The sequence below is a fragment of the Methylobacterium sp. 1973 genome (assembly GCF_040545035.1).
GTDB classification, from domain to species: Bacteria; Pseudomonadota; Alphaproteobacteria; order Rhizobiales; family Beijerinckiaceae; genus Methylobacterium; species Methylobacterium fujisawaense.
Window position 1 is genome coordinate 172497 of record NZ_JBEPLA010000011.1, and the last position, 20283, is coordinate 192779.

At 69.7% G+C, this 20283-nt stretch carries 18 protein-coding genes; 3 read left to right on the top strand and 15 right to left on the bottom strand.

The features are described from left to right. Positions 1 to 31: 31 nt before the first annotated feature. Both ABIC70_RS20820 and ABIC70_RS20825 read right to left on the bottom strand, forming a co-directional pair. On the bottom strand, positions 32 to 2143 hold the full coding sequence (locus ABIC70_RS20820; RefSeq protein WP_043382818.1) for an ABC transporter ATP-binding protein/permease: 2112 nt from the start codon (positions 2141 to 2143) through the stop codon (positions 32 to 34). Positions 2144 to 2292: 149 nt separating this feature from the next. Next, positions 2293 to 2610: a hypothetical protein gene (locus ABIC70_RS20825; RefSeq protein ID WP_043758785.1), complete on the bottom strand. Its 318-nt coding sequence runs from the start codon at positions 2608 to 2610 to the stop codon at positions 2293 to 2295. A 290-nt stretch (positions 2611 to 2900) separates the two neighbouring features. Between ABIC70_RS20825 and ABIC70_RS20830 the strand changes: the two genes are divergently transcribed. Then, positions 2901 to 3533, top strand: a complete 633-nt coding sequence (locus ABIC70_RS20830) for a 2OG-Fe(II) oxygenase (protein WP_043382815.1) — start codon at positions 2901 to 2903, stop codon at positions 3531 to 3533. A 22-nt stretch (positions 3534 to 3555) separates the two neighbouring features. Further along, positions 3556 to 4230 carry a peptidase inhibitor family I36 protein gene (locus ABIC70_RS20835; RefSeq protein WP_279900485.1) on the top strand — a complete coding sequence of 225 codons (675 nt, stop codon included), beginning with the start codon at positions 3556 to 3558 and terminating at the stop codon, positions 4228 to 4230. 9 nt (positions 4231 to 4239) lie between these two features. On the opposite strand, the gene lpxB is transcribed toward ABIC70_RS20835, so the two are convergent. From lpxB to ABIC70_RS20880, 9 genes are all read right to left on the bottom strand, one after another. Continuing rightward, positions 4240 to 5418, bottom strand: coding sequence for a lipid-A-disaccharide synthase (gene lpxB, locus ABIC70_RS20840; RefSeq protein ID WP_345819505.1), 1179 nt, complete (start codon positions 5416 to 5418; stop codon positions 4240 to 4242). After that, positions 5415 to 6278 (bottom strand): LpxI family protein, encoded by an 864-nt coding sequence (locus ABIC70_RS20845; RefSeq protein WP_354440936.1) that lies wholly within the window; start codon positions 6276 to 6278, stop codon positions 5415 to 5417. The genes lpxB and ABIC70_RS20845 overlap by 4 nt, the downstream gene beginning before the upstream one ends. Before the next feature lie 11 nt (positions 6279 to 6289). Next, the gene (gene lpxA, locus ABIC70_RS20850) at positions 6290 to 7108 is read right to left on the bottom strand and encodes an acyl-ACP--UDP-N-acetylglucosamine O-acyltransferase (protein WP_043351218.1); all 819 of its coding nucleotides are present in this window, start codon (positions 7106 to 7108) and stop codon (positions 6290 to 6292) included. After that, entirely contained in the window at positions 7105 to 7581 is a 477-nt protein-coding gene (gene fabZ / locus ABIC70_RS20855) for a 3-hydroxyacyl-ACP dehydratase FabZ (protein ID WP_043351216.1), read from the bottom strand. Before fabZ ends, lpxA begins: the two co-directional genes overlap by 4 nt. Positions 7582 to 7690: 109 nt before the next feature. Then, on the bottom strand, positions 7691 to 8752 hold the full coding sequence (gene lpxD / locus ABIC70_RS20860; protein ID WP_354440939.1) for a UDP-3-O-(3-hydroxymyristoyl)glucosamine N-acyltransferase: 1062 nt from the start codon (positions 8750 to 8752) through the stop codon (positions 7691 to 7693). Positions 8753 to 8802: 50 nt separating this feature from the next. Further along, positions 8803 to 11373, bottom strand: a complete 2571-nt coding sequence (gene bamA, locus ABIC70_RS20865; protein WP_043351213.1) for an outer membrane protein assembly factor BamA — start codon at positions 11371 to 11373, stop codon at positions 8803 to 8805. A gap of 420 nt (positions 11374 to 11793) precedes the next feature. After that, positions 11794 to 12948, bottom strand: a complete 1155-nt coding sequence (locus ABIC70_RS20870; RefSeq protein WP_043351211.1) for a M50 family metallopeptidase — start codon at positions 12946 to 12948, stop codon at positions 11794 to 11796. 166 nt (positions 12949 to 13114) lie between these two features. Next, positions 13115 to 14725: a DHA2 family efflux MFS transporter permease subunit gene (locus ABIC70_RS20875; protein ID WP_043758796.1), complete on the bottom strand. Its 1611-nt coding sequence runs from the start codon at positions 14723 to 14725 to the stop codon at positions 13115 to 13117. Positions 14726 to 14733: 8 nt separating this feature from the next. Continuing rightward, positions 14734 to 15975, bottom strand: a complete 1242-nt coding sequence (locus ABIC70_RS20880; RefSeq protein WP_354440942.1) for an HlyD family secretion protein — start codon at positions 15973 to 15975, stop codon at positions 14734 to 14736. A gap of 138 nt (positions 15976 to 16113) precedes the next feature. Between ABIC70_RS20880 and ABIC70_RS20885 the strand changes: the two genes are divergently transcribed. After that, positions 16114 to 16752, top strand: coding sequence for a TetR/AcrR family transcriptional regulator (locus ABIC70_RS20885; RefSeq protein WP_278305863.1), 639 nt, complete (start codon positions 16114 to 16116; stop codon positions 16750 to 16752). 9 nt (positions 16753 to 16761) lie between these two features. Here the strand turns inward: ABIC70_RS20885 and dxr are convergent, their stop codons facing one another. The 4 genes from dxr to pyrH form a co-directional block, all read right to left on the bottom strand. After that, positions 16762 to 17940 carry a 1-deoxy-D-xylulose-5-phosphate reductoisomerase gene (gene dxr, locus ABIC70_RS20890; protein WP_354440944.1) on the bottom strand — a complete coding sequence of 393 codons (1179 nt, stop codon included), beginning with the start codon at positions 17938 to 17940 and terminating at the stop codon, positions 16762 to 16764. Between the two features lie 19 nt (positions 17941 to 17959). Continuing rightward, complete coding sequence (locus ABIC70_RS20895) at positions 17960 to 18817, bottom strand: phosphatidate cytidylyltransferase (RefSeq protein ID WP_354440946.1); 858 nt, start codon at positions 18815 to 18817, stop codon at positions 17960 to 17962. Positions 18818 to 18837: 20 nt separating this feature from the next. Beyond that, complete coding sequence (gene frr / locus ABIC70_RS20900) at positions 18838 to 19401, bottom strand: ribosome recycling factor (protein ID WP_043351205.1); 564 nt, start codon at positions 19399 to 19401, stop codon at positions 18838 to 18840. A gap of 115 nt (positions 19402 to 19516) precedes the next feature. Next, positions 19517 to 20239, bottom strand: coding sequence for a UMP kinase (gene pyrH / locus ABIC70_RS20905; RefSeq protein ID WP_043351203.1), 723 nt, complete (start codon positions 20237 to 20239; stop codon positions 19517 to 19519). Positions 20240 to 20283 lie beyond the last annotated feature (44 nt).

The following is a 20283-nucleotide window of genomic DNA, read 5'->3' on the forward strand; positions in this document are numbered from 1 at the left end:
TGCCGCCGAAGGCGCGCTGTGGCGCCGCCCGCTACTCCGCCGGCAACGCCTCCCGCCGCGCCCGCGGCACGAACACACCGCCCTCCGGCTCCAGCGTGATGCGCCGCTCGTGGAACGCGTCCAGCGTCGAGCGGTGGCCGATCGACACGATCGTCGTCCCGGGCAGGCGCTCGCGCAGCATCCGGTAGAGGGCCGCCTCGGAGGGTTCGTCGAGCGAGGCCGTCGCCTCGTCGAGGAACAGCCATTCCGGCTTGGACAGAAGCGCACGGGCGATGGCCAGCCGCTGCTGCTCGCCCCCCGACAGCCGCCGCTCCCAGGTGTCGGTCTGGTCGAGGTGGTCGACCAAGTGCGGCAGCTGGGCGGCCGTCAGCGCATCCTTGATCGCCGCGTCCGAGAACTGATCGGTCGTGTTCGGGTAGACCACGGCGCCACGCAGTGTCCCCTGGGGGATGTAAGGCCGCTGCGGCAGCACCAGCGCCGACTGCCCGGCGGGCACGTCGACCCGGCCCTTGCCGAACGGCCAGATCCCAGCGATCGCGCGGAACAGGGTCGACTTGCCCGAGCCGGAGGGACCCGTGACCAGGGTCGCGCCGCCCCGCGGCAGGGTCAGCGTGTCGGCGGTCACGATCGGGCGCCCGTCCGGCAGGGCGAGGACGAGGCCGCGCGCGGTGACGTCGCCCGTGCTCTCGTTGCCCTGGATCAAGCCGTAGCCTGCGGCCTCGAGGGCCTCGGCCTTGGTCATGGCCCGGCGGAAGGATCCGAGACGGTTGGTGTTGGCCTTGTAGGCGGCGAGCGTCGTGTAGGAATCCACGAAGAACGACAGCGAACTCTGCACCTGGCTGAAGGCCTGCGAGGTCTGCTGGAGGGCGCCCAGCGTGATCTTCTTGGCGAAGAAGGACGGGGCCGCCAGCACCATCGGGAAGATCACGCTCGCCTGCCGGTAGCTGAACGTGAAGGCGATCAGCTTGATGCGGCGGAAGATGATCCCGACGTAGTTGTCGATGACGCTGTGGAACAGCGTCGAGAGCCGTGAGGCCTCCGCCCGCTCGCCGCGCAGCAGGGCGATCTGCTCGGAGTAGATGCGGTTGCGGGCCAGCGCGAAGCGGAAATCGGCCTCGACCCGCTCCTGCCGGAAGTCGAGCCCGATGAGCGGCCGGCCGATGAGGTGGGTGAGCCACGTGCCGACCACCGCGTAGGCGATCACCAGCCAGACCAGGAAGCCCGGGATCACCGTGTCGGTGAACGGCACCACGAAGTCCCGCGACAGGGTCCAGAGGATCACGATGAACGAGACGAGCTGCGCGGCCTGGCTCAGCAACCGGATCGACAGCGTCGTGGTCTGCACGATGAAGCTGTTGACGTCGGCCTGGATGCGCTGGTCCGGGTTGTCGGCCTCCTCGTCGGTGAACGGGATCCGGTAATGGGTGCCGTTGCCAAGCCAGCGCTCGTACAGGCTGTGCGTCAGCCACGTGCGCCAGCGGATCAGCAGCGAGGAATCCACGAACAGGTCGAACATGCCGATGGCGATGTTCAGCGTGGCCAGCGGCACGAACACCCAGAGCAGCTGATACCAGAAGGCGTTCGCGTCGTATTCCTGAAGCGAGTTGTAGATGTCGCGGTAGAAGAAGTTGAACCGCAACGTCAGCGCAACGTCGGCGAAGTTCACGAAGATCGACAGGGCCACGAGGTTGCGGCCGATCCGGCCCTCCGTGGTGCCGAACCAGCGGAACAGGCCGATCTCCTTGGTGGGCTTGTCGCGGTTGGCGAAATACGGGTCGGCGATGTTGGTGATCGCCCGGATCGGCTCGAGATGCGAGATGCCGAGCACGATGGCGGCGAAGACCACCGCACCGGTGGCGGCGAAGGCGGGCGGCAGAAGCGCCGCGATCACCGGCGGCAGCAGGCCCATGGCGGCGATCGTCTTCGATCCGGCCAGCAGCAGGTAGCCGACGCCGTAAACCGAGACGAAGACCTTCAGGTAGGCCGAGATGCCGTTCGCGGCGATCAGGATGCCCGCCATGGCGAAGCCGGCGAGCGAGACATAGAGCGGCGGGCTCGGAATACCGGGAAATGCCAGCAGGATCAGCGCGGCCAGAGCCGTGAGCACGGCCTGGATTCCCAGTCCGGTCCTGAGTGCTGCCACGCGTCGATCCCCCATCCGTGCGCGCCCACTGGGGACGCCGCCGGCGGCCTTGACCCCGGCTGATGGCCAGATAGTGGCACTTGCCCCGGGCTGTCGCGTGAAACTTTGGTCACGTTCCGACGGTGCGGCGATTTACGCGGTCGGCGCGGCTACCAGTTCCACTCCTCGAAGCCCGGCTCGCGGCAATGATAGCCGATCGGGCATTGCGGGTTGTCGCGCGTGGGGGCGAAGCGCAGCTCGGCGATCTCGGAGGCGCTGCATTGGCCGGGATTGCTCACGAAACGCTCCGGGGCCGACCCGGCGGCGATGATGACATCACCCTCGTTCCTCACCAGGGCCATGGCCTCGGAGCAGGTCATGCGGGCCGTCATCGAGCCGCGGGGCGGCCGCGACTGCGCACGGGCCTCCAACCCGACCGCAACGACGGCGAGGTGGCTGAACAGCAAGGCGAGGGCCCACGGCCTCATCGGGAACGGGTTCCGGTACGCACCCGGGAAGAAAGCCCGCGGGTCTGGCACCATCCTGCACAAGCGGACCGCCCGAGACTGTCACCGGAATGCGCCACCGGGCCGCTTTCGCCGTCGGACCGCCGCAATCGGCGGATTAGGAGATTCCGGGATTGCCGAAAGCCGCTTTAGATTTGTGATCGTGGACGCCTGCGCGGCGACCCGGGCACGATGGCTCGACCGGCCCTCCGGCACGCGTCTCCGGCGCCCGGCGTGCCGGCCGACCGGCGCCGGAGTCAAGGGACCCAGCGATGTCCGCTCTCTCGATCCTCGACATCTCCGCCGTGCGCGCCGCGCCCGTTTCCCACGAGCCCTACGCCTACACGCTCGGCAGCAACGTCCTGAAGCCCGACGCGATCGACGACATCCGCCGCGACTTCCCCGAGATCGCCAAGCCCGGCTACCTCACGGTCGACGAGGTCGCCCTGAAGGGCCGGTTCAAGGCGCTGATCGACGAGCTGGAGAGCGACGCCTTCTCCAAGATCCTCGGGGAGAAGTTCGGCATCGACCTCGTCTCCTGCCCGCGTCTGACCACGATCATGCGGCGCAGCCAGCTCAAATACGGCTCGATCCACACCGACGGGCCGTCGAAGGTGCTGACGCTGCTCGTCTACATGAACGACGCCTGGGACGCCCCGGCCGCGGGGCGCCTGCGGGTGCTCTACGACGGGCGCAACTACGAGCCCTTCGCGGTCGAGGTGCCGCCCACCATGGGCACGATGTTCGCCTTCCTGCGGGCGGAGAATTCCTGGCACGGCCACGAGCCCTTCGAGGGCGAGCGTCGGGTCGTGCAGGTCGCGTGGCTCAGGGACGCATCGGAACTGGAGCGCAAGCGCAAGCGCAACCGTACGGCGCAGTTCCTGAAGGGTATCTTCGGCCGCTGATCGAACGAGAAGGGGGCGGACCATGGGTGCGGTCGTGCTGGCGGATCCGGGCGGCGGGGCGCGTTCCGGCTCCTGGCGTCGCTTCGCCCTGCCGGCGCTCCTCGTCCTCGGCTGGGTCGGCCTGTTCGCCTACAGCGCGGCCTACCTGACCGAGGACCTGCCGTTTCGCCCGACGGCGCCGGAGGCCAGCCCCTCCGCGGGGGGCGCCGCCGGTCCGCGCGCCACGGCGCGGCGGGTCGTGATGCTCGACGCGCCCGACCCGGGTGCCCCTGCGGAAGATCCGCCCGGCCAGACCGCCATGGCGGCGCCCACGACACCGCCGCCGCCCCAGACGGCCACCGCGATGCCGGGAGCCGCGGCGAATGCCCGACCGGCGCCGCACCCCGCCCCGGCCCCCGCTGCGGCTGAGTATGTTGGCGTCTGGGGTCCGACTCCCGAAGCCTGCGGGACCCGATCCCGGCGCCGGGGCTACATCCCCGCCACGATCACGCAGGATCGCGCCCGCGCCGGCCGCACGATCTGCCTCTTCCACGACATGCGACGGGTCGGCAGCGCCTGGGTCGCCGCCGCCGAGTGCAGCGACCGTGGCCGGCGCTGGTCGTCGCAGGTCCGCCTGCTGGTGGATGGCGAGCACCTGACGTGGTCGAGTAATCGCGGGACATCGACCTACACCCGCTGCAGTCGCCGCGCCGGCTGAGCGGCCCCGTCACGCCCTCGGATCGGACGCGTGGCGCTCTGCCGCGCGCAGGACGATGCGCGCGGCGGCCCGGCTCGGCGTGTCATTCGCGGCGAGCCGCATCAGCCCGTCGATCCTGGCGAGGGCAGCGAGCTGTGCGTCGCGGCCCGCACCGCCTGCCAGGAGCGACCGCATGGCGCCTGCCAGGCGCTCCGGCGTGCAGTCGGCCTGGACGAATTCCGGCATGGCGTTCTCGGCCAGGATCAGGTTCGGCAGCACGATGCTCGGGACCTGGATCAGCCGGCGGGCGATGAATTCCTCCGCCCGCGAGACCTTGTAGGCGACGACCATCGGGACGCCCGCGAGGGCGAGCTCCAGCGTGACCGTGCCGGAGGCGGCGAGCGCCGCCCGGGCCTCCCGGAAGGCGGCGTATTTCGGCGCCTCGCCGGTGACGATGCGGACGGGCACCGTCCACTCCGCGGAAAGCCGCTCGATCAGCGCCCTGTGACGCGTCACGGCGGGCAGCACCGCCTCGACCGCGAGGCCTTCCGCCACCCGCGCCAGCGCCGCACCGAAGACCGGCATCAGCCGCTCGATCTCGGACCGGCGGGACCCCGGCAGCAGCACGAGGCTGTAGGGAACGGACTCGCGCCGCCGCTGCTCGGATGCGGTGGGCCGCAGTTCCGGAAGGCGCTCGATCAGCGGGTGTCCGACATAGGTGCAGGGAGGCCCGCCGAGCCGCAGATGCGCGTCCGGCTCGAAGGGCAGCAGGGCCAGGACGTGGTCGATGAACGGTCGCATCCCCTTCGCCCGCCAGGGCCGCCACGCCCAGACGCTCGGCGACACGTAATCGATGATCGGGATGCCGGGGGCCACCTTGCGCACCCGCCGCGCCACCGCGTGGGTGAAACCCGGACTGTCGATGATCACCAGCACGTCCGGCCGGGCGTCGACCGCCGCCCAGACGGTTTCGCGGATGCGCCGGAGCAGGGTCCGGGCCCGGGCGAGGACCGGCAGATAGCCCATCACCGCCACGTCATCGAGGGGGAACAGGGATGCGAACCCCGCCTCCGCCATGGCCTCGCCGCCGACGCCGCCGAAGACCACATCGGGCGCCGCCTCGCGCAGGGCCCGCATCAGCTTGGCGCCGAGCTGATCGCCGGAATCCTCGCCGGCCACGAGCCAGATGGTCCGGGGCCGGCCGGTCACGGCGTCCCTCCGTAGCCGACGACGAAGAGACCGAGGCGGTCGGCTTCCGCGGCCGTGGCCACCCTGTCGATGACCAGGGTCCCGCCGGCCTCCAGCGCCAGGCCGACGCAGCCTGCCTGGGCCGCGTTGCGCACGGTGCGCGGTCCGATGGCCGGGAGATCGATGCGACGGTCCTGGCCGACCTTGGGGGCCTTCACCAGCACGGTGGCGGGCATCGCCCGGCCGAACCCGAACGGACGGCGCCCCAGGGCCCGCGCCCGGGCCAGCATGCGATCGGTGCCCTCCGGCCCCTCCACGGCCAGGATCCGGTCGCCGGCCAGGGCCACAGCCTGTCCCAGATCGTAGGGCGAGAGGGCGTCGAGGACCCCGCGCCCGGCGCGGATCGAGGCGGCCGCCTCGGCATCCGGAATCCGGCGCCCGAGGGGCCCCTCCGGACAGAGCAGGTCCGGCGCGGCCTCGTGGACGCCCACGACCCTGTGGCCGTCCTCTTCCACCAGCGTGACGGCGGCGCGCAGGAGGCGGTCGTCGCCCCCGCCGGCGATCGCCCGCAGGGCCTCCCGGTTGCGCAGGGCGGCTCCGGCATTGAGGATCGCGGCCGGGCTCGGCCGTGAGACGCCGCCGGCCGGTACCACGACCGCCGGCCCCCAGCGCCGCAGAAGCTTCAGGGTGGCGGCGAGGTCGAGCAGGTCGACCGTGGCGTCGGCACTGGCCCGCAGGGTCGCCCCCGTGAAACCGCGCAGGGCGATCACGCGGAAGGGCCGGCGCGCCCGGCGCAGCGACTCGGCGACGAGTTCCGGCAGCCGGCCAGCCCCGGCGATCAGGACCAGGGCCCCCTCGGGGTGCGGATCGGCCTCGGTCACGGCCCGGCCGCTCAGGCGGCGCTGATGGGCGTCGGGATCTCGCGCGGCGTGCAGATCGAGCGCTTGCCGCCGAGGCGGATGAAGTCGAGGATCTCGCGGACCGCCGCGTGGGATTCGAAGGTCGCGGCCACGTCCTCCACCCGCTCCATCAGCGTGCCCTCGGGCGCGAAGAGCAGGCGGTAGGCGCGCCGCAGGGCGTGGATGTCGTCGCGGGCGAAGCCGCGGCGCTGCAGCCCGATGATGTTGAGCCCCGACAGGTAGGCCCGGTTGCCGAGCACCATACCGTACGGGATGCAGTCGTTCTCCAGGCCCGACAGGCCGCCCACGAAGGCGTGCGCACCGACGCGCGCGAACTGGATCACGGCGGCGCCGCCCCCCAGGATCGCGTAGTCGCCGACGCTGCAATGGCCCGCCAGCATCACGTTGTTGGAGAAGATCACATGCGCGCCGACCCGGCAGTCGTGGCCGACATGCGAATTCGCCAGGAAGGTGCAGTGATCGCCGACCACGGTCTCCAGGCCGCCGCCGCTGGTGCCCGGATTCATCGTGACGCCCTCGCGGATCAGGCAATCGGCGCCGATCGTCAGGGTCGAGGCCTCGCCCCGGTACTTCAGGTCCTGCGGCTGGTGGCCGATCGACGCGAAGGGGAAGATCCGGGTGCGGGGGCCGATCGTGGTGCGGCCCGCCAGGACGACGTGACTGATGAGTTCGCAATCCGGCCCTAGCACGACCTCGGGGCCGACATGGCAGAAGGGGCCGATCCGGGCCCCGTCGCCGATCCGGGCGCCGGATTCGATCACGGCGCTCGCATGGATGAACGGCGCGGTCACTCCGTCACCAGCATGGCGCTGATCTCGGCCTCGGCGACGAGGTTGCCGTCGACCCGGGCCTCGCCGCGGAACCACCACATGGTCCGGCGCTGATTCAGCTTCGTCATGTGGAAGCGCACCTGGTCGCCGGGGGTGACGGGCTTGCGAAACTTGCACTTGTCGATGGTCATGAAGAACACCTGCTTGGTGTTCCGTCCGTCCGCCCGGATGTGGCGGCAGCAGATCGCGCCTGCCGTCTGCGCCATGCCCTCGATCAGGAGCACGCCCGGGAAGACCGGCATGTCCGGGAAGTGTCCCATGAACTGCGGCTCGTTCGCCGTGACGTTCTTGATCCCGACACAGGACTCGTCCCTGTCGATCTCGACGATGCGATCCACCATCAGGAACGGGTAACGGTGTGGCAGCAATTCCAGCAACGTCTGGATATCGGCTATGCCCAGCTCGGTGCCGGTCTCGCGCGCCGCCTCACTCATCGAAATCCGCACCTCGACTTGCCGCCCGGGGCGGCTTGCAATCCGGCCGCCCTTGGCGGGCCGAACGCCCTCTTCGGAAGAAATCGCCGGAAGCGCAAGGCCTTCCCGGTCAGGTGTCCTCGCCGCTCAGGTCCTTGCCGCCGCGCTCGGCGAGGCGGGCCAGCGTCGTCAACTCCCGGAACCAGGCCCGGACCGGCTTGGCGGGCGTTCCGCCCCAGCGGCTGCCCGGCGGCACGTCGCGGTTGACGTTGGACGAGCCTGCGATCTGCGCACCGCGGCCGATGCGCAGGTGGCCGACGACGCCGACCTGACCGCCGAGGACGACGTAATCCTCCAGGGTGGTCGAGCCCGAGATGCCGACGCCCGACACGATGACGCAGTGCCGCCCGATCACGACGTTGTGGGCGATCTGCACGAGATTATCGATCTTGGTCCCCTCCCCGATCACCGTGTCGCGCGAGGCGCCCCGGTCGATCGTGGTGTTGGCGCCGATCTCGACATCGTCCTGAACGATCACCCGCCCGACCTGCGGGACCTTGAGGTGGCTGGCGCCCATGGCGAAGCCGAACCCGTCCTGGCCGAGGCGCGCACCCGGGTGGATGATCACCCGGTTCCCGAGGAGGGCGTGGCTGAGCGTGGTGCCGGCGCCGATCGCACAGTCCCGCCCGATGCGGACGCCGGGACCGATCACGGCATTCGGCCCGATCACCGTTCCTGCGCCGATCTCGGCACCCGGCCCGACGACCGCGCCGGGATCGACCGTGACGCCGTCCTCGAGCCGGGCTTCCGGATGGACATGGGCGCCGGACGCGACGCCGCGGACGGCGAACTGGGAGCCGGGACGCAGGGCATCGGGATGCAGACGGCCGAGCAGGGCCGCATAGGCGCGGTAGGGATCGCGGCTGACGAGGGCGACGGTGGCCGCGGGACAACGCGCCGCGAACCGGGGGGAGACCAGACACACCCCCGCCCGCGTCGCGGCGAGCGCGTCGCCGTAGCGGGCATTGTCCATGTAGGCGAGGTGCTCCGGACCGGCGCTCTCCAGGGAGGCCGCGCTGCTGAACCGGAGTTCCGGATTTACTCCGTCGGGGAGGCTGGCGCCGGCGGCTGCCGCGATCTCGGCCAGGGTGAGGCCATCGGCGGCGGCGGTGAAGAAGATGGAATCTGACATGCTCAATAACGCGCCGGCCGGGACAATCCGGCCGGCGCGCGCAATTTTTATCAGAAGCGCGAGCCGCCGGAGAAGCGGAACGCCTGGACCTGATCCGCGCCGATATGGCCGAACTTGCCGAGGATCGGGACGAACACCTTCTGACCCTCATCCTTCGACAGAGCGTAGGCGTAGTCGAACCGGATCGGGCCGAGCGGCGAGTTCCACAGGATGGACGCGCCGATCGAGGAACGGATCGCCGCCGTGTCGCGAACGTTCACGCATTCCGGCTCCACGCCGATCGTGAAGGCGTTGAAGTTGCACTTCCCGGTCGTCGGCGAGATGCCGTTGATGAAGGCGTCGCCGTTCACGTTGAAGTTCCGCTGGCCGTGATAACCGAACAGCGTGCCGGCATCGGCGAAGAGCGCGCCCTTCAGGCCCAGATCCCGCGGAATGAGGGGCAGCGGGAATTGAACTTCGAGGGTACCGCCGACGTAGGTCGAACCGCCGATCGCGTTCGAGCGGGCATCGGCGATGCCGACGTCGCGCGGACCGATGCCGTTCGGTGCGAAGCCGCGGACCAGCGACGGGCCGAGGAAGAACTGGTCGGTCACCCGCAGCGGGTCGTTGTTGAGCGACGAGATGTGGCCGCCCTGGAAGCGGATGAAGCCGACGACGTCCTCGAAGATCTCCTTGTAGTACCGCGCATCGGCCGTCACGCGGAAGAACTTGGAGTCGCCACCCAGGCCGGCGACGTCGGGCTTCAGCTCGGCGTAGAGGCCGTTGCGGGGCGCGCCAATCACGTCGAGGGTCGAGTAGGCGAGCGTCAGGCCGGCCAGCGAGGTCAGCGTGTTGCCCTGCGAACCCTTGATGGCGATCGAGGCTTCGCCGTCATACGCGCAGTTCGGGTAGATCGCCTGGCCGCCGATGTTCCGGCCCGTATTCGGGTCGATCGTGCCCGCCGCGTAGGTGGCGGTGTAGCCCGGGATCGGGATCGAGCAGTCGTTGTACGGCCGCTTGAGGGTGTTCGGGACCTTCAGCTCGGTGTTGTACAGCGAGTAGCGCAGCGTGATGCCGAACTCCTCGGTGATCGGCAGGCCGAGGCGGAGCTGGCCGCCATACACCGTGGTCTCGTAGCGCGAGTACCGGGTCAGGTCGGAGTACTTGTAGAAGGCGTCGAAGCCCGCTGCCAGCCGGTAGCCGAGGAAGTACGGCTCGGTGAACGAGAAGTCGACGCCGCGCGAGTACTGGCCACCCGTACCGGCCAAGCGGACGTACTGGCCGCGGCCGAGGAAGTTCGACTCGGAGACCGAGACCTCGCCGATGATGCCGTCCTGGGTGGAGTAGCCGCCCGCCACCGAGAACGAACCCGTGGGCTGATCCTCAACGTCGATGTTGATGACCACGCGGTCCGGGGCCGAGCCCGGCTCGTTGGAGAAGCGGACCTTCTTGAAGAATCCGAGACCGTTCAGGCGCCGCTCGGCGCGGTCGGTCAGCACGCGGTTGTAGGCGTCGCCCTCGGCGATATCGAGTTCGCGACGGATGACGTAGTCGCGGGTCCGGGTGTTGCCGCGGATGTTGATGCGCTCGACGTAGACGTGCGGGCCGTCCTCGACCACGAAGCCCAGGGAGACCTGATGGCTGGCCGGATCGCGCTGCCCGGTCGGGCGAACCTGCGCGAAGGGGTAGCCGGCGCGGTTGACCTCGCGGGTGACGTTGTTGAGCGTCTTCTCGACGTCGTCGGCGTTGTAGATGTCGCCCACTGAGGTGGCGATGTCGGTGTCGAGCTTCGTGGTGTCGAGGCCCGGCAGACGCGAATCCACCTGGACCGCGCCGACCTTGTACTGCTCGCCCTCGTTCACCGTGATGGTGATGACGTAGCCGGACTTGTCGCCCTCGACGTAGCGCGCGTCGGCGCTGACCACCTGGAAGTCGGCGTAGCCGTTCTTCAGGTAGTAGCGGCGGACTTGGTCGAGGTCGTTGGTGATGCGGTCGGGATCGTAGACGTCGGAGGTCTTGATGAACGACAGGAAGTTCATCTCCGAGGAGCTCATCAGCCCCTTCAGCGTCCGCTCCGAGTAGGCGTTGTTGCCGACGAAGTTGATCGAGAGGATGCCGGTCTTATCGCCCTCGTCGATCTGGTAGATCACGTCGACGCGGCCGTTGGGCAGGTCGACCGTCCGGTAGGTCACCTTGGCGGTGCCGCGCCCGAAGCGCTTGTAGACGTCGCGGATGCGGGCGAGGTCGGCGTTGATGATCGCCTCGCTGTACGGGCCGCGGGCCTTGGCCTCGACGATCCCCTCGAGGGTCGCCTTCTCGACCTTCTTGTTGCCCTCGAAGACAACGCGGTTGATCAGGTTGTTCTCGCGGACCGTCACCACCGTGCGGCCACCCGACTGGGCGACCTTCACGTCGGAGAACATCCCGCTCGCGAGCAGGTTGCGGCGGGCCTCCTCGGCGGAGCCGGACGCCGTCCCGGTCACGTAGGACCGGATCGTGTCGGCATCGACGCGCTGGTTGCCCTGGACGACGATCTGCTGCGCCTGGGCGGCCCCGCTCAGGACAACGCCAAGACCCGCAGTGACTAGGACGATGGTTTTCCGCACCGACTTACGTCGGGGCTTCCCCGTCAACGACATCATGCAATCGCCCGTTTCTGTTCTGGTCGCGGGGGTTAGCCCGTCACAGGCGACCGTTGATCGGCCGTCCCGTCACCTGGTCCAAGCGTGGCTTCGGTCCAAGCGTAGCTCTTACCGGGATTCCCCAGCCAAGCAAACGCGCGGGAGGCCATCGTCAGGGGATTTTGGGGGGTCGTGGCCTTCGCGCCACTTAACGGTGCGGTCAGCATGAAGACAAACCGCAGATCGTGGTGAACGCCACGTAAATGTCTGGACTGTCGGAGGTTTTCAGACCCGATCGCGATCCCGTGAACAGGATCTTAACCCGGTTTCACCCCGTCGGAGCGGTGCCATCCGGGCGGCGTCCGGGCGAGACCGCGGCGGGATTGGGGCAGCCTTTCCGGTGGAGATCCGGCGGAATCACAGGATCCCGCCGGCCCGCAATCAGGTGTTCCGCCAGGAGGCGCCGAGATTGAGGATGTCGTTCCAGGCGGCGAACAGCATCAGCATCAGCACCAGGGCGAGACCGATACGGAATCCGATCTCCTGGGCCCGCTCGCTGAGCGGACGGCCGCGCACCACCTCGAAGGCGTAGAACAGCAGGTGTCCGCCATCGAGCAACGGCACGGGGAACAGGTTGAGCAGACCGATCGAGACGGAGAGCAGCGCGATGAGCCCGACCAGACCGCCGACGCCGCCGGTCTTGGCGACTTCGCCGGAGACGCGGGCGATGCCGATCGGACCCGAGAGCTGGTCGGCGGATTCCCGGCCGGTGACGAGCTTGCCGAGATACGAGAAGGTGCGCTCGACGACGAAGTAGGTCTCCTTCACGCCGAGATTGAGCGAATCGAGCGCCCCGTAAGTCACGAGGCGGGCTTCCGAGCCCGCGGGCGACCGGATACCGAGCCGGCCGATCCGGTGGCGGCCGAACGGCGTCTTCTCCTCGAAGGTGGCGGGCGTCGCCTGGATCGTGATGGGCTGGTCGTTGCGCTCCACCGTGAAGGTCAGCGGCGTCCCGGCGCTGCCGGTCACCGTACGGTACATGGCGTTGAAGTCGCCGATCTTCTCGCCGTCGATGGCGGTGATCACGTCGCCGGGCTGGAAGCCGGCCTGGGCGGCGACGCTGTTCGGCTCCACCGACGAGACCCGGGCGGGCAGCTCGTAGCGACCGCCCAGCCAGATCGCGCCGGCGAAGAGCAGGATCGCCAAGATGAAGTTCGCCACAGGGCCGGCGGCGACGATCGCCGCGCGCTTGGACACGGGCTGGGTCGGGAAGCTGATCGCCCGCTCCTGCGGGCTCATCCGGGCGACGGCCTCGGGATCGGGCATGCTTGCGCCGTTCACGTCGCCGTGGAACTTCACGTAGCCGCCGAGGGGGATGGCGCAGAGCTTCCAGCGGGTGCCGCGGCGGTCGTTGAAGCCGAACAGCTCGGGGCCGAAGCCGAGCGAGAAGGCGTGAACCCCGACCCCGCACCAGCGCCCGACCAGGAAGTGGCCCATCTCGTGCACGAACACCACGACGGTGAGCACGAATAGGAACGGAATCACTGCGCCGAAGAAGCCGCCGGCGGTTCCGCCCATCGCGTTGAGGAAGTCCATACGCCGTATCCTGGCCGTCTCGGCGCCGGCTTCTCGGGCCGGCCATCCGCCCTGTCTAGCAGATCGGCGGGGCCGACCGCCAACGCAATCCTGCGGGGCGGCTGCGGAAGGTCGCACGCGCGGTCCGATTCCGCACCCGCCGACCGCCCGGGATCGGGGCAGCCCGTCAGTGGCCGGCCCCGCCGCCCGCACCGGCCTGGGGCCGCCGGATCATGGGAACGGCGCAGGCCATCGCCAGGAACAGGACCGTCAGCGCCAGGAATACATCCTCGAAGGCCATGACCAGGCCCTGGATCCGCACGGTGTTGGTCATCGCCTTCAGCGCCATGCCCGACGCGGCACTTCCATAGGCCTCGAAGCCGCGCTGCATCGTATCGAGGCGCTCCAGGGCGGCCGTGTTCGCCCAGGTGAAGCGCTCGTGCAGCCGCGCGAGATGGAGGTCCCACCGGTCGTTGAGGATCGTGTTGATCAGCGCGAGGCCGACCGCGCCACCGAGGTTACGGGTCAGGTTGAACAGCCCCGACGCGTTCTTCATCCGCGCCGGCGGCAGCGTCCCGAGCGCGATGTTGTTGATCGGGATCATGCACAGCATCAGCGAGCAGCCACGCAGGATCTGGGGCAGGAGCAGCTCGTAGAAGTCCCAGTCCTTGGTCAGGCCGGTGACGATCCACGTGCCGCAGGCGAAGCCGACGAAGCCGATCCCCATCATGATGCGGGGATCGACCTTGCCCGAAAGCCGGCCGGCGATGGGGGCGGTGGCGAACATGCACAGGCCTGAGACGAACATCGTCTCGCCGATCATCAGCGCCGAGTAGCCGCGCACCCGGGCCAGATAGACCGGATAGATGTAGGTCAGCCCGTAGAGCCCGATGCCCAGCACGAAGCTCGCCACGCACCCGCTGGCGAAGTTCCGGTCCGAGAAGGCCCTCAGATCGACGATCGGCTGCTTCGCCGTGAAGACCCGCCAGAAGAACAGCAGCGCCGAGGTTCCGCAGATGACCGCGCAGGCGAACACCGCCTCGTCCTGCAGCCAATCGTGGTTCGGCCCCTCCTCCAGCACGTATTCCAGGCAGCCGAGGAAGCCGGCCATGAAGGCGAGACCGGCCCAGTCGAACGATTTGATCAGGCCGTAATTGGGCTCGTCGAAATCGACCAGGATCCAGGTCGAGACGGTCACGAAGATGCCCGGCACGACGTTGATCAGGAACAGCCAGTGCCACGACATGAGATCGGTGAGATAGCCGCCCACCGTCGGGCCGATCGTCGGCGCCAGCGTCGCCACGAGCCCGATCATCGGCGACACGATGGTCCGCTTCGAGGGCGGGAAGATCGTGAAGGCCGCCGCGAACACGGTGGGGATCATGCCGCCGCCGATGAAGCCCTGGAGCGCCCGCCAGACGATCATCTCGCCGATCGACGAGGAGGTGGCGCACATCAGGCTCATCAGGGTGAAGCCGCCCGCCGAGATGGCGAACATCCAGCGCGTCGAGAGCACCCGCGACAGGGTGCCAGAGAGCGGGATCGAGATGACCTCGGCGATCAGGTAGCTGGTCTGGACCCAGGGGATCTCGTCGCCGGAGGCCGAGAGGCCGGCCTGGATCTCGTTCAGGGAGGCCGAGACGATCTGGATGTCCAGGATCGCCATGAACATCCCGAAGACCATGCAGACGAACGCCACCATGCGGCGGCGGTCGAGGGGCGGCTCGGCGGCGCGGGCCGTCACGCCGCGCGTCGGGGCGGCGGCATCGCCCGCGGAGGTGGCGGCACTGGCGGCCATCGCGGGTCTCAGCGGCTCGCGGTGTTGACCGGCCGCGGCGCGGAAGCGCGGTCGAGGACGGAGCGGTCCGCGCCGATGCGGGTATCGACCCGCACCACCGCCGACAGGCCCGGCCGCAGCAGGCCCTCGCGGGCGACCTCCTCGGGCACCCTCACCCGGACGGGCAGGCGCTGAACGATCTTGGTGAAGTTGCCCGTGGCGTTGTCGGGCGGCAGCAGGCTGAACACCGAGCCGGAGGCCGGCGAGAACGATTCCACCACGGCGTGGATCTCGCGGTCCGGATAGGCGTCGACCGTGACGGTCACGGGCTGGCCGGGACGCATGCGCTCGACCTGGGTCTCCTTGAAGTTCGCGTCGATCCGGACGCTCTGGAGCGGGACGAGCGCGGCGATCCGCGTGCCGGGCCCGACATAGGCGCCGGCCTCCACGGCCTTGTTGCCGACGACCCCGTCGAAGGGCGCGCGGATCACCGTGAAGTCGAGGTCGCGGCGGGCCCGGTCGACGGCGGTGCGGAGTTCCGCCGCGAGGCTCTCCGCCTCGCGCTTCTGCGCGTGGAGGACGTCGACATTGGCGCGGGCCGCGACGAGGCCGGCCTCCATGGCCTTGACGGAGGCCTCGGTGCGGTCGCGGTCGGCGCGCGTCTGGTCGATGCGCGACTTGGCGACGTAATCCGCCTGCATCTGCATCGACCGGGTGAAATCGGCCTGGGCGCGAACGGCGTCGGCGCGGCTCGCGTCGAGCTGCGCGGCGGCTTGGGCGACCTGCGCCTGGGCCGCCTCGGCTTGCCGGGCGATCCGCGCGATGGTGCTCTCCTGCGTGGCGAGCTTGTCCTGCGCGGCCTGGAGCGCGAGGCGATAGTCGCCGTCGTCGAGTTGGGCGATGACGTCGCCCTTCTTCACCGCGAGGCCGTTCACCACCGGGACCGACTGGAGGTAGCCCGGGATCTTGGCCGCGAGGACGGAGATGTCGGCCTGGACGTAGGCATCGTCGGTGGAGACGAAGAACCGCCCGACGGTCCACCACTGCCACCCTTCATAGGCTCCGCCGCCAAGGGCGGCCGTCAGGAGGCCGAGCAGGAGGAGCCGCCTGACGGGACGCTTGCGCGCCGGGACCGCCTCGTCCGGCACGGGCTTCGGCAGAGGTGCCGTGACTGAGGCCTGCGCAGGGTGCTCCGCGCGCTCCTCGTCTCTGGCCTCGATTCCGGCCTCAAGACTGGAATTGAGCCGATCCGCGTCCTCGCGAAGGGACATATCAGCGCCTCGACCTCAATGACCGAACGGTTCGGTCAATAACGAGGCACGGCTTGACGTGCCTCCGCAGAAGCCGCAGATTATGTTGACCGAACGGTTCGGTCAAGCGTGGCGGCGCCACGGGCGCGGAGCGGGACGATGGCTCAGGGTGCGGTTCTGGAGCGAGGTCAGGCCCAGCACGAGGGCGACAAGCGGCAGCAGATCCTCGAGGGTGCGCGGATTGTGTTCCTGTCGGCGGGGTTCGACGGTGCCAGCATGGGCGAGATTGCCCGCGCGGCCGGCGTCTCGAAGGGCACGCTCTACGTCTATTTCGAGAGCAAGGAGGGGCTGTTCGAGGCGCTGACGACGCAGGAGAAGGCCAGCCTCGCCGAAGCCCTGTTCACGCTTGATGCGGATGATCCCGACGTGCCGGGCGTGCTCACGCGGCTGGGGGTGAGCTTCCTGACCGAGATGTGCCGGCCGGAGCATGTCTCGCTGGTCCGCATGGTGATCGGTGCGAGCGAGAAGTTTCCCCGCTTCGGGCAGGTCTATTATCAGGCCGGTCCGGCCTGCGGCGTCGACCGCCTCTCCCGCTATCTCGACGCGCAGGTCCAGGCGGGACGCCTGACCATCGCCGACACCGAACTCGCGGCCCGACACTTCCTGCACCTCTGCCAGGCCGGTCTGCTGACGCGCCTGCTGTTCGCGGCAGGCGGCATCGCCGGCGAGGCCGAGATGCGCCATCAGATCGACGAGGCGGTGCGGGTGTTCCTGGCCGGCTACGGCCCGGCGCGCTGAGGCGAAGGTTCAGCCGGCGGCGCGCAGCTCCGGCAGGGCCTCGGCGCTCCAGATCCGGACGTGGGCGTCGATGGCGAGCGCCTCGTCCACGTCGGCCGGCGCGGTGCGGTATGAGCCGGCGAAGTGCGTGCAGGCGCGCTCGACCAGATCGCTGATCCCGTAGAAGCCGATCCGGCCGGCAATGAAGGCCGCCACCGCGATCTCGTTGGCCGCGTTCATCACGGTCGGCGCCGCGCCGCCGGCGGCCAGCGCCGCCCGGGCGATCCGCAGGCAGGGGAAACGCGCCTCGTCCGCCTCCTCGAAGGTGAGCGAGCCCAGCGTCACGAGGTCGAGGGGCCGACCGCGCTCGATGGCGAGCCGGTCCCCGAGCCCGAGGCAGTGCGAGATCGGCACGCGCATGTCGGGCAGCGCCAGCTCGGCGGTCACCGCCCCGTCGAGCCAGTAGACCAGGCCGTGGATCACCGATTGCGGATGCACCACGACGTCCAGGCGCTCGGGCTCGATCCCGAACAGATGGTGCGCCTCGATCAGTTCGAGGCCCTTGTTCATCAGGCTCGCCGAATCGATGTTGATCTTCATGCCCATCGACCAGGTCGGATGAGCGGCCGCTTCGGCCGCGGAGGCGGCGGCGATGCGCTCGTGGGTCCAGGTCCGGAACGGGCCGCCCGAGGCCGTGATCATCATGGTGCGGACGTCGGCGAGCGGCCGGCCGGCCAGCGCCTGGCTCAGGGCGTCGTGCTCGGAATCCATCGGCAGGATCGTGGCGCCGTAGCGCGCGGCGTCGCGCATGAAGGCGTCGCCGGCGCAGACGAGGCTCTCCTTGTTGGCGAGCGCGACCTTGCGGCCCAGCCGAAGGGCGGCGTGGGTCGATTTCAGCCCTGCCGCCCCGCTCACCGCCGCCACGACGATGTCGGCGTCGCGGGCGGCCGCCTCCATGACGGCCGCCTCCCCCGCCCCGCTCGGGATGCCGGAGCCCGACAGGGCCTCGGCGAGGGCCGGGCCGGCGGATTCATCGGCCAGTGCCGCGAAGGACGCATTCAGCTCCCGCGCGACCTTGGCCAGGGCGACGGGATCCTTGCCCCCCACCAGGGCGCCGGCCCGGAACCGGTCGGCATGCTGGGCGAGGAGGTCGGCGGTGGAACGGCCGATCGAGCCGGTGGCGCCGAAGACGGTGACGACCTGGGTCACGGGTTCAACTCCCTCATCGTCACGCGATCAGACCGCCCCCGCGAAGGGCGAGATAGAGGGCCGCCAGCACGGCGACCGCGAAGAATCCGTCGAGCCGGTCCATGACGCCGCCATGGCCCGGGATGATCTTTCCGGAATCCTTCACGCCGTAATGGCGCTTGAGACCGGATTCGATCAGGTCCCCCGCCTGACTCAGGACGGAGGCGAGCGCGCTGACGCCTGCCACAACCGGCAGAGAGGCGGCGCTGGGCAGAGGCATCCCGGCAAGGTCGGCGACCACCGGGACCAGCGTCCCGGCCGCGACCGCGCCGACAAGGCCGCCGAGGGCCCCCGACCACGTCTTGTTGGGCGAGACCCGGGGCATCAGCTTCGGGCCGCCGATCTTCCGGCCGGCGAAATAGGCAGCGATGTCGGTGGACCAGACCACCGCAAACATCCAGGCCGGACCGACGAGACCGATGGCGGGATCGTCGCGCAGGGCCACGGGCACCGCCGCGATCGCCGCCGCGCCGAGCACACCGGCGAACGCGCGGAACCGGCCCCCAGGCGTCCGCGCCACCGTGGCGCAGGCGGCGGCGCCGAGTACAAGGACAGCGATGCAGGCCGGTGTCGGGGCACCGCCGCGCTGGCAGAGCAGCAGGGCGCCCAGCGTCGCAGCGCCCAGTGCGATCAGAACCTCGCGGGGCTCGGTGCGGCTCATCACCATCCCCTCGCCGAATCCGATGATGCCGGCGGCGAGCCAGATCCCCGCGAAGGGCCAGCCCCCATAGACGAGTGCGGCCAGCACGCCGGCCCCGAGCACGAGGCCCGAGGCGACGCGCAGCCACAGCTCGCGCCGTCCCGAGGGACGCGCGGCCGGTGCGGCGGCGGCGGTCACGCGCGTCCCGTCCCTTCGCCTCAGACCTGCATGATTTCCTTCTCCTTGGAGGCCAGCACGCCGTCGATCTCGGCGATGAACTGGTCGGTCGCCTTCTGCACGTCGGCGGCCTGGCGCTTCTCGTCGTCCTCCGAGATGGCGCTGTCCTTCAGGAGTTTCTTCAGATGATCGAGGCCGTCCCGGCGGACGTGGCGCACGGCGACGCGGGCCTCCTCGGTGTACTTGTGGGCGACCTTGACCATCTCCTTGCGGCGCTGCTCGTTCATCTCGGGGATGCGGAGCCGGATGGTCTGCCCCTCGGTCTGTGGGTTGAGTCCGAGATCGGATTCGCGGATCGCCTTCTCGACGGCGGTGACCATGCTGCGGTCCCAGACCGAGATCGACAGGAGCCGGGGCTCCGGCACGCTGACGGTGGCGACCTGCGCCATCGGCATCATCGATCCGTAGGCATCCACCTGGATCGGATCCAGGAGCGACGGCGTGGCGCGCCCGGTGCGCAGCGAGCCGAGATCCTTCGAGAGCGAGGACACGGCGCCCTGCATCCGGCGCTTGAGGTCGTTGAGATCGAATTCCGGTGTGGCCATGGTGGTCGTCCCGAGACGTCTGACGGTATCTTGAGCCCGGCGCGGGCAATCGCGGCCTCAATGGACGAATTTTTTCAGGGCCGCAAACGGTCGCGGCGGCATCACAGCCGCGTCGTCAGGGAGCCACGAGGGTCGAGGGGGCCTCGCCCGACAGGATGCCGGCAATCGAGCTCGGCGGATGGAGCGATCCGACGAGGATCGACAGCCGGCTCTCCCGGGCCAGCGCGAAGGCCGCCGTGTCCATCACCTTGAGATCGCGGGCGATGGCCTCGTCATGGGTGATGCGGTCGTAGCGGGTCGCGCTCGGATCCTTCTTGGGATCGGCCGTGTAAACGCCGTCGACCTGCGTCGCCTTCAGAACCGCGTCGCAGCGCAATTCGGCGGCGCGCAGGACGGCGGCGGTGTCGGTGGTGAAGAACGGGTTCCCGGTGCCGCCCGCGAGGACGACCACCTGCCCCTTGTCGAGGTGGTGCAAGGCCGGCTGGCGGGCGTAGGTCTCGCAGATGGTCGGCATCGACACCGCCGACATGGTGCGGGCCTGGACGCCCGCGGCGTTCAGGGCGGTCTCGATAGCCAGGGAATTCATGACGGTGGCCATCATCCCCAGCGAATCCCCGGTGGCCCGGTCGATCCAGCCGGCCGCCGAGATCCGCGCTCCGCGGATCATGTTGCCGCCGCCGACCACGATGGCGATCTCGGCGCCGGCCTCGATGGTACGGGCGATGTCCTCGGCGAGCCCCGCCAGGGTCGGCGGATGCAACCAGTACCCGTCAGGGGCTGCAAGGGCCTCGCCCGATAGCTTCAGCAATATCCGGCGAAACGGCGTCGTATCCGGCATCGGGTTTCCCGGCTCCATCCCGCGTCGCGCAAACCGGGAGGCTT

Excerpts from the sequence above, each read along its gene's own strand:
- ABIC70_RS20825 (WP_043758785.1), bottom strand. The coding sequence starts at position 2,610 with ATGAGGCCGTGGGCCCTCGCCTTGCTGTTCAGCCACCTCGCCGTCGTT.
- ABIC70_RS20830 (WP_043382815.1), top strand. The coding sequence starts at position 2,901 with ATGTCCGCTCTCTCGATCCTCGACATCTCCGCCGTGCGCGCCGCGCCC.
- ABIC70_RS20835 (WP_279900485.1), top strand. The coding sequence starts at position 3,556 with ATGGGTGCGGTCGTGCTGGCGGATCCGGGCGGCGGGGCGCGTTCCGGC.
- fabZ (WP_043351216.1), bottom strand. The coding sequence starts at position 7,581 with ATGAGTGAGGCGGCGCGCGAGACCGGCACCGAGCTGGGCATAGCCGAT.
- lpxD (WP_354440939.1), bottom strand. The coding sequence starts at position 8,752 with ATGTCAGATTCCATCTTCTTCACCGCCGCCGCCGATGGCCTCACCCTG.
- bamA (WP_043351213.1), bottom strand. The coding sequence starts at position 11,373 with ATGATGTCGTTGACGGGGAAGCCCCGACGTAAGTCGGTGCGGAAAACC.
- ABIC70_RS20870 (WP_043351211.1), bottom strand. The coding sequence starts at position 12,948 with ATGGACTTCCTCAACGCGATGGGCGGAACCGCCGGCGGCTTCTTCGGC.
- ABIC70_RS20875 (WP_043758796.1), bottom strand. The coding sequence starts at position 14,725 with ATGGCCGCCAGTGCCGCCACCTCCGCGGGCGATGCCGCCGCCCCGACG.
- ABIC70_RS20880 (WP_354440942.1), bottom strand. The coding sequence starts at position 15,975 with ATGTCCCTTCGCGAGGACGCGGATCGGCTCAATTCCAGTCTTGAGGCC.
- ABIC70_RS20885 (WP_278305863.1), top strand. The coding sequence starts at position 16,114 with ATGGCTCAGGGTGCGGTTCTGGAGCGAGGTCAGGCCCAGCACGAGGGC.
- frr (WP_043351205.1), bottom strand. The coding sequence starts at position 19,401 with ATGGCCACACCGGAATTCGATCTCAACGACCTCAAGCGCCGGATGCAG.
- pyrH (WP_043351203.1), bottom strand. The coding sequence starts at position 20,239 with ATGCCGGATACGACGCCGTTTCGCCGGATATTGCTGAAGCTATCGGGC.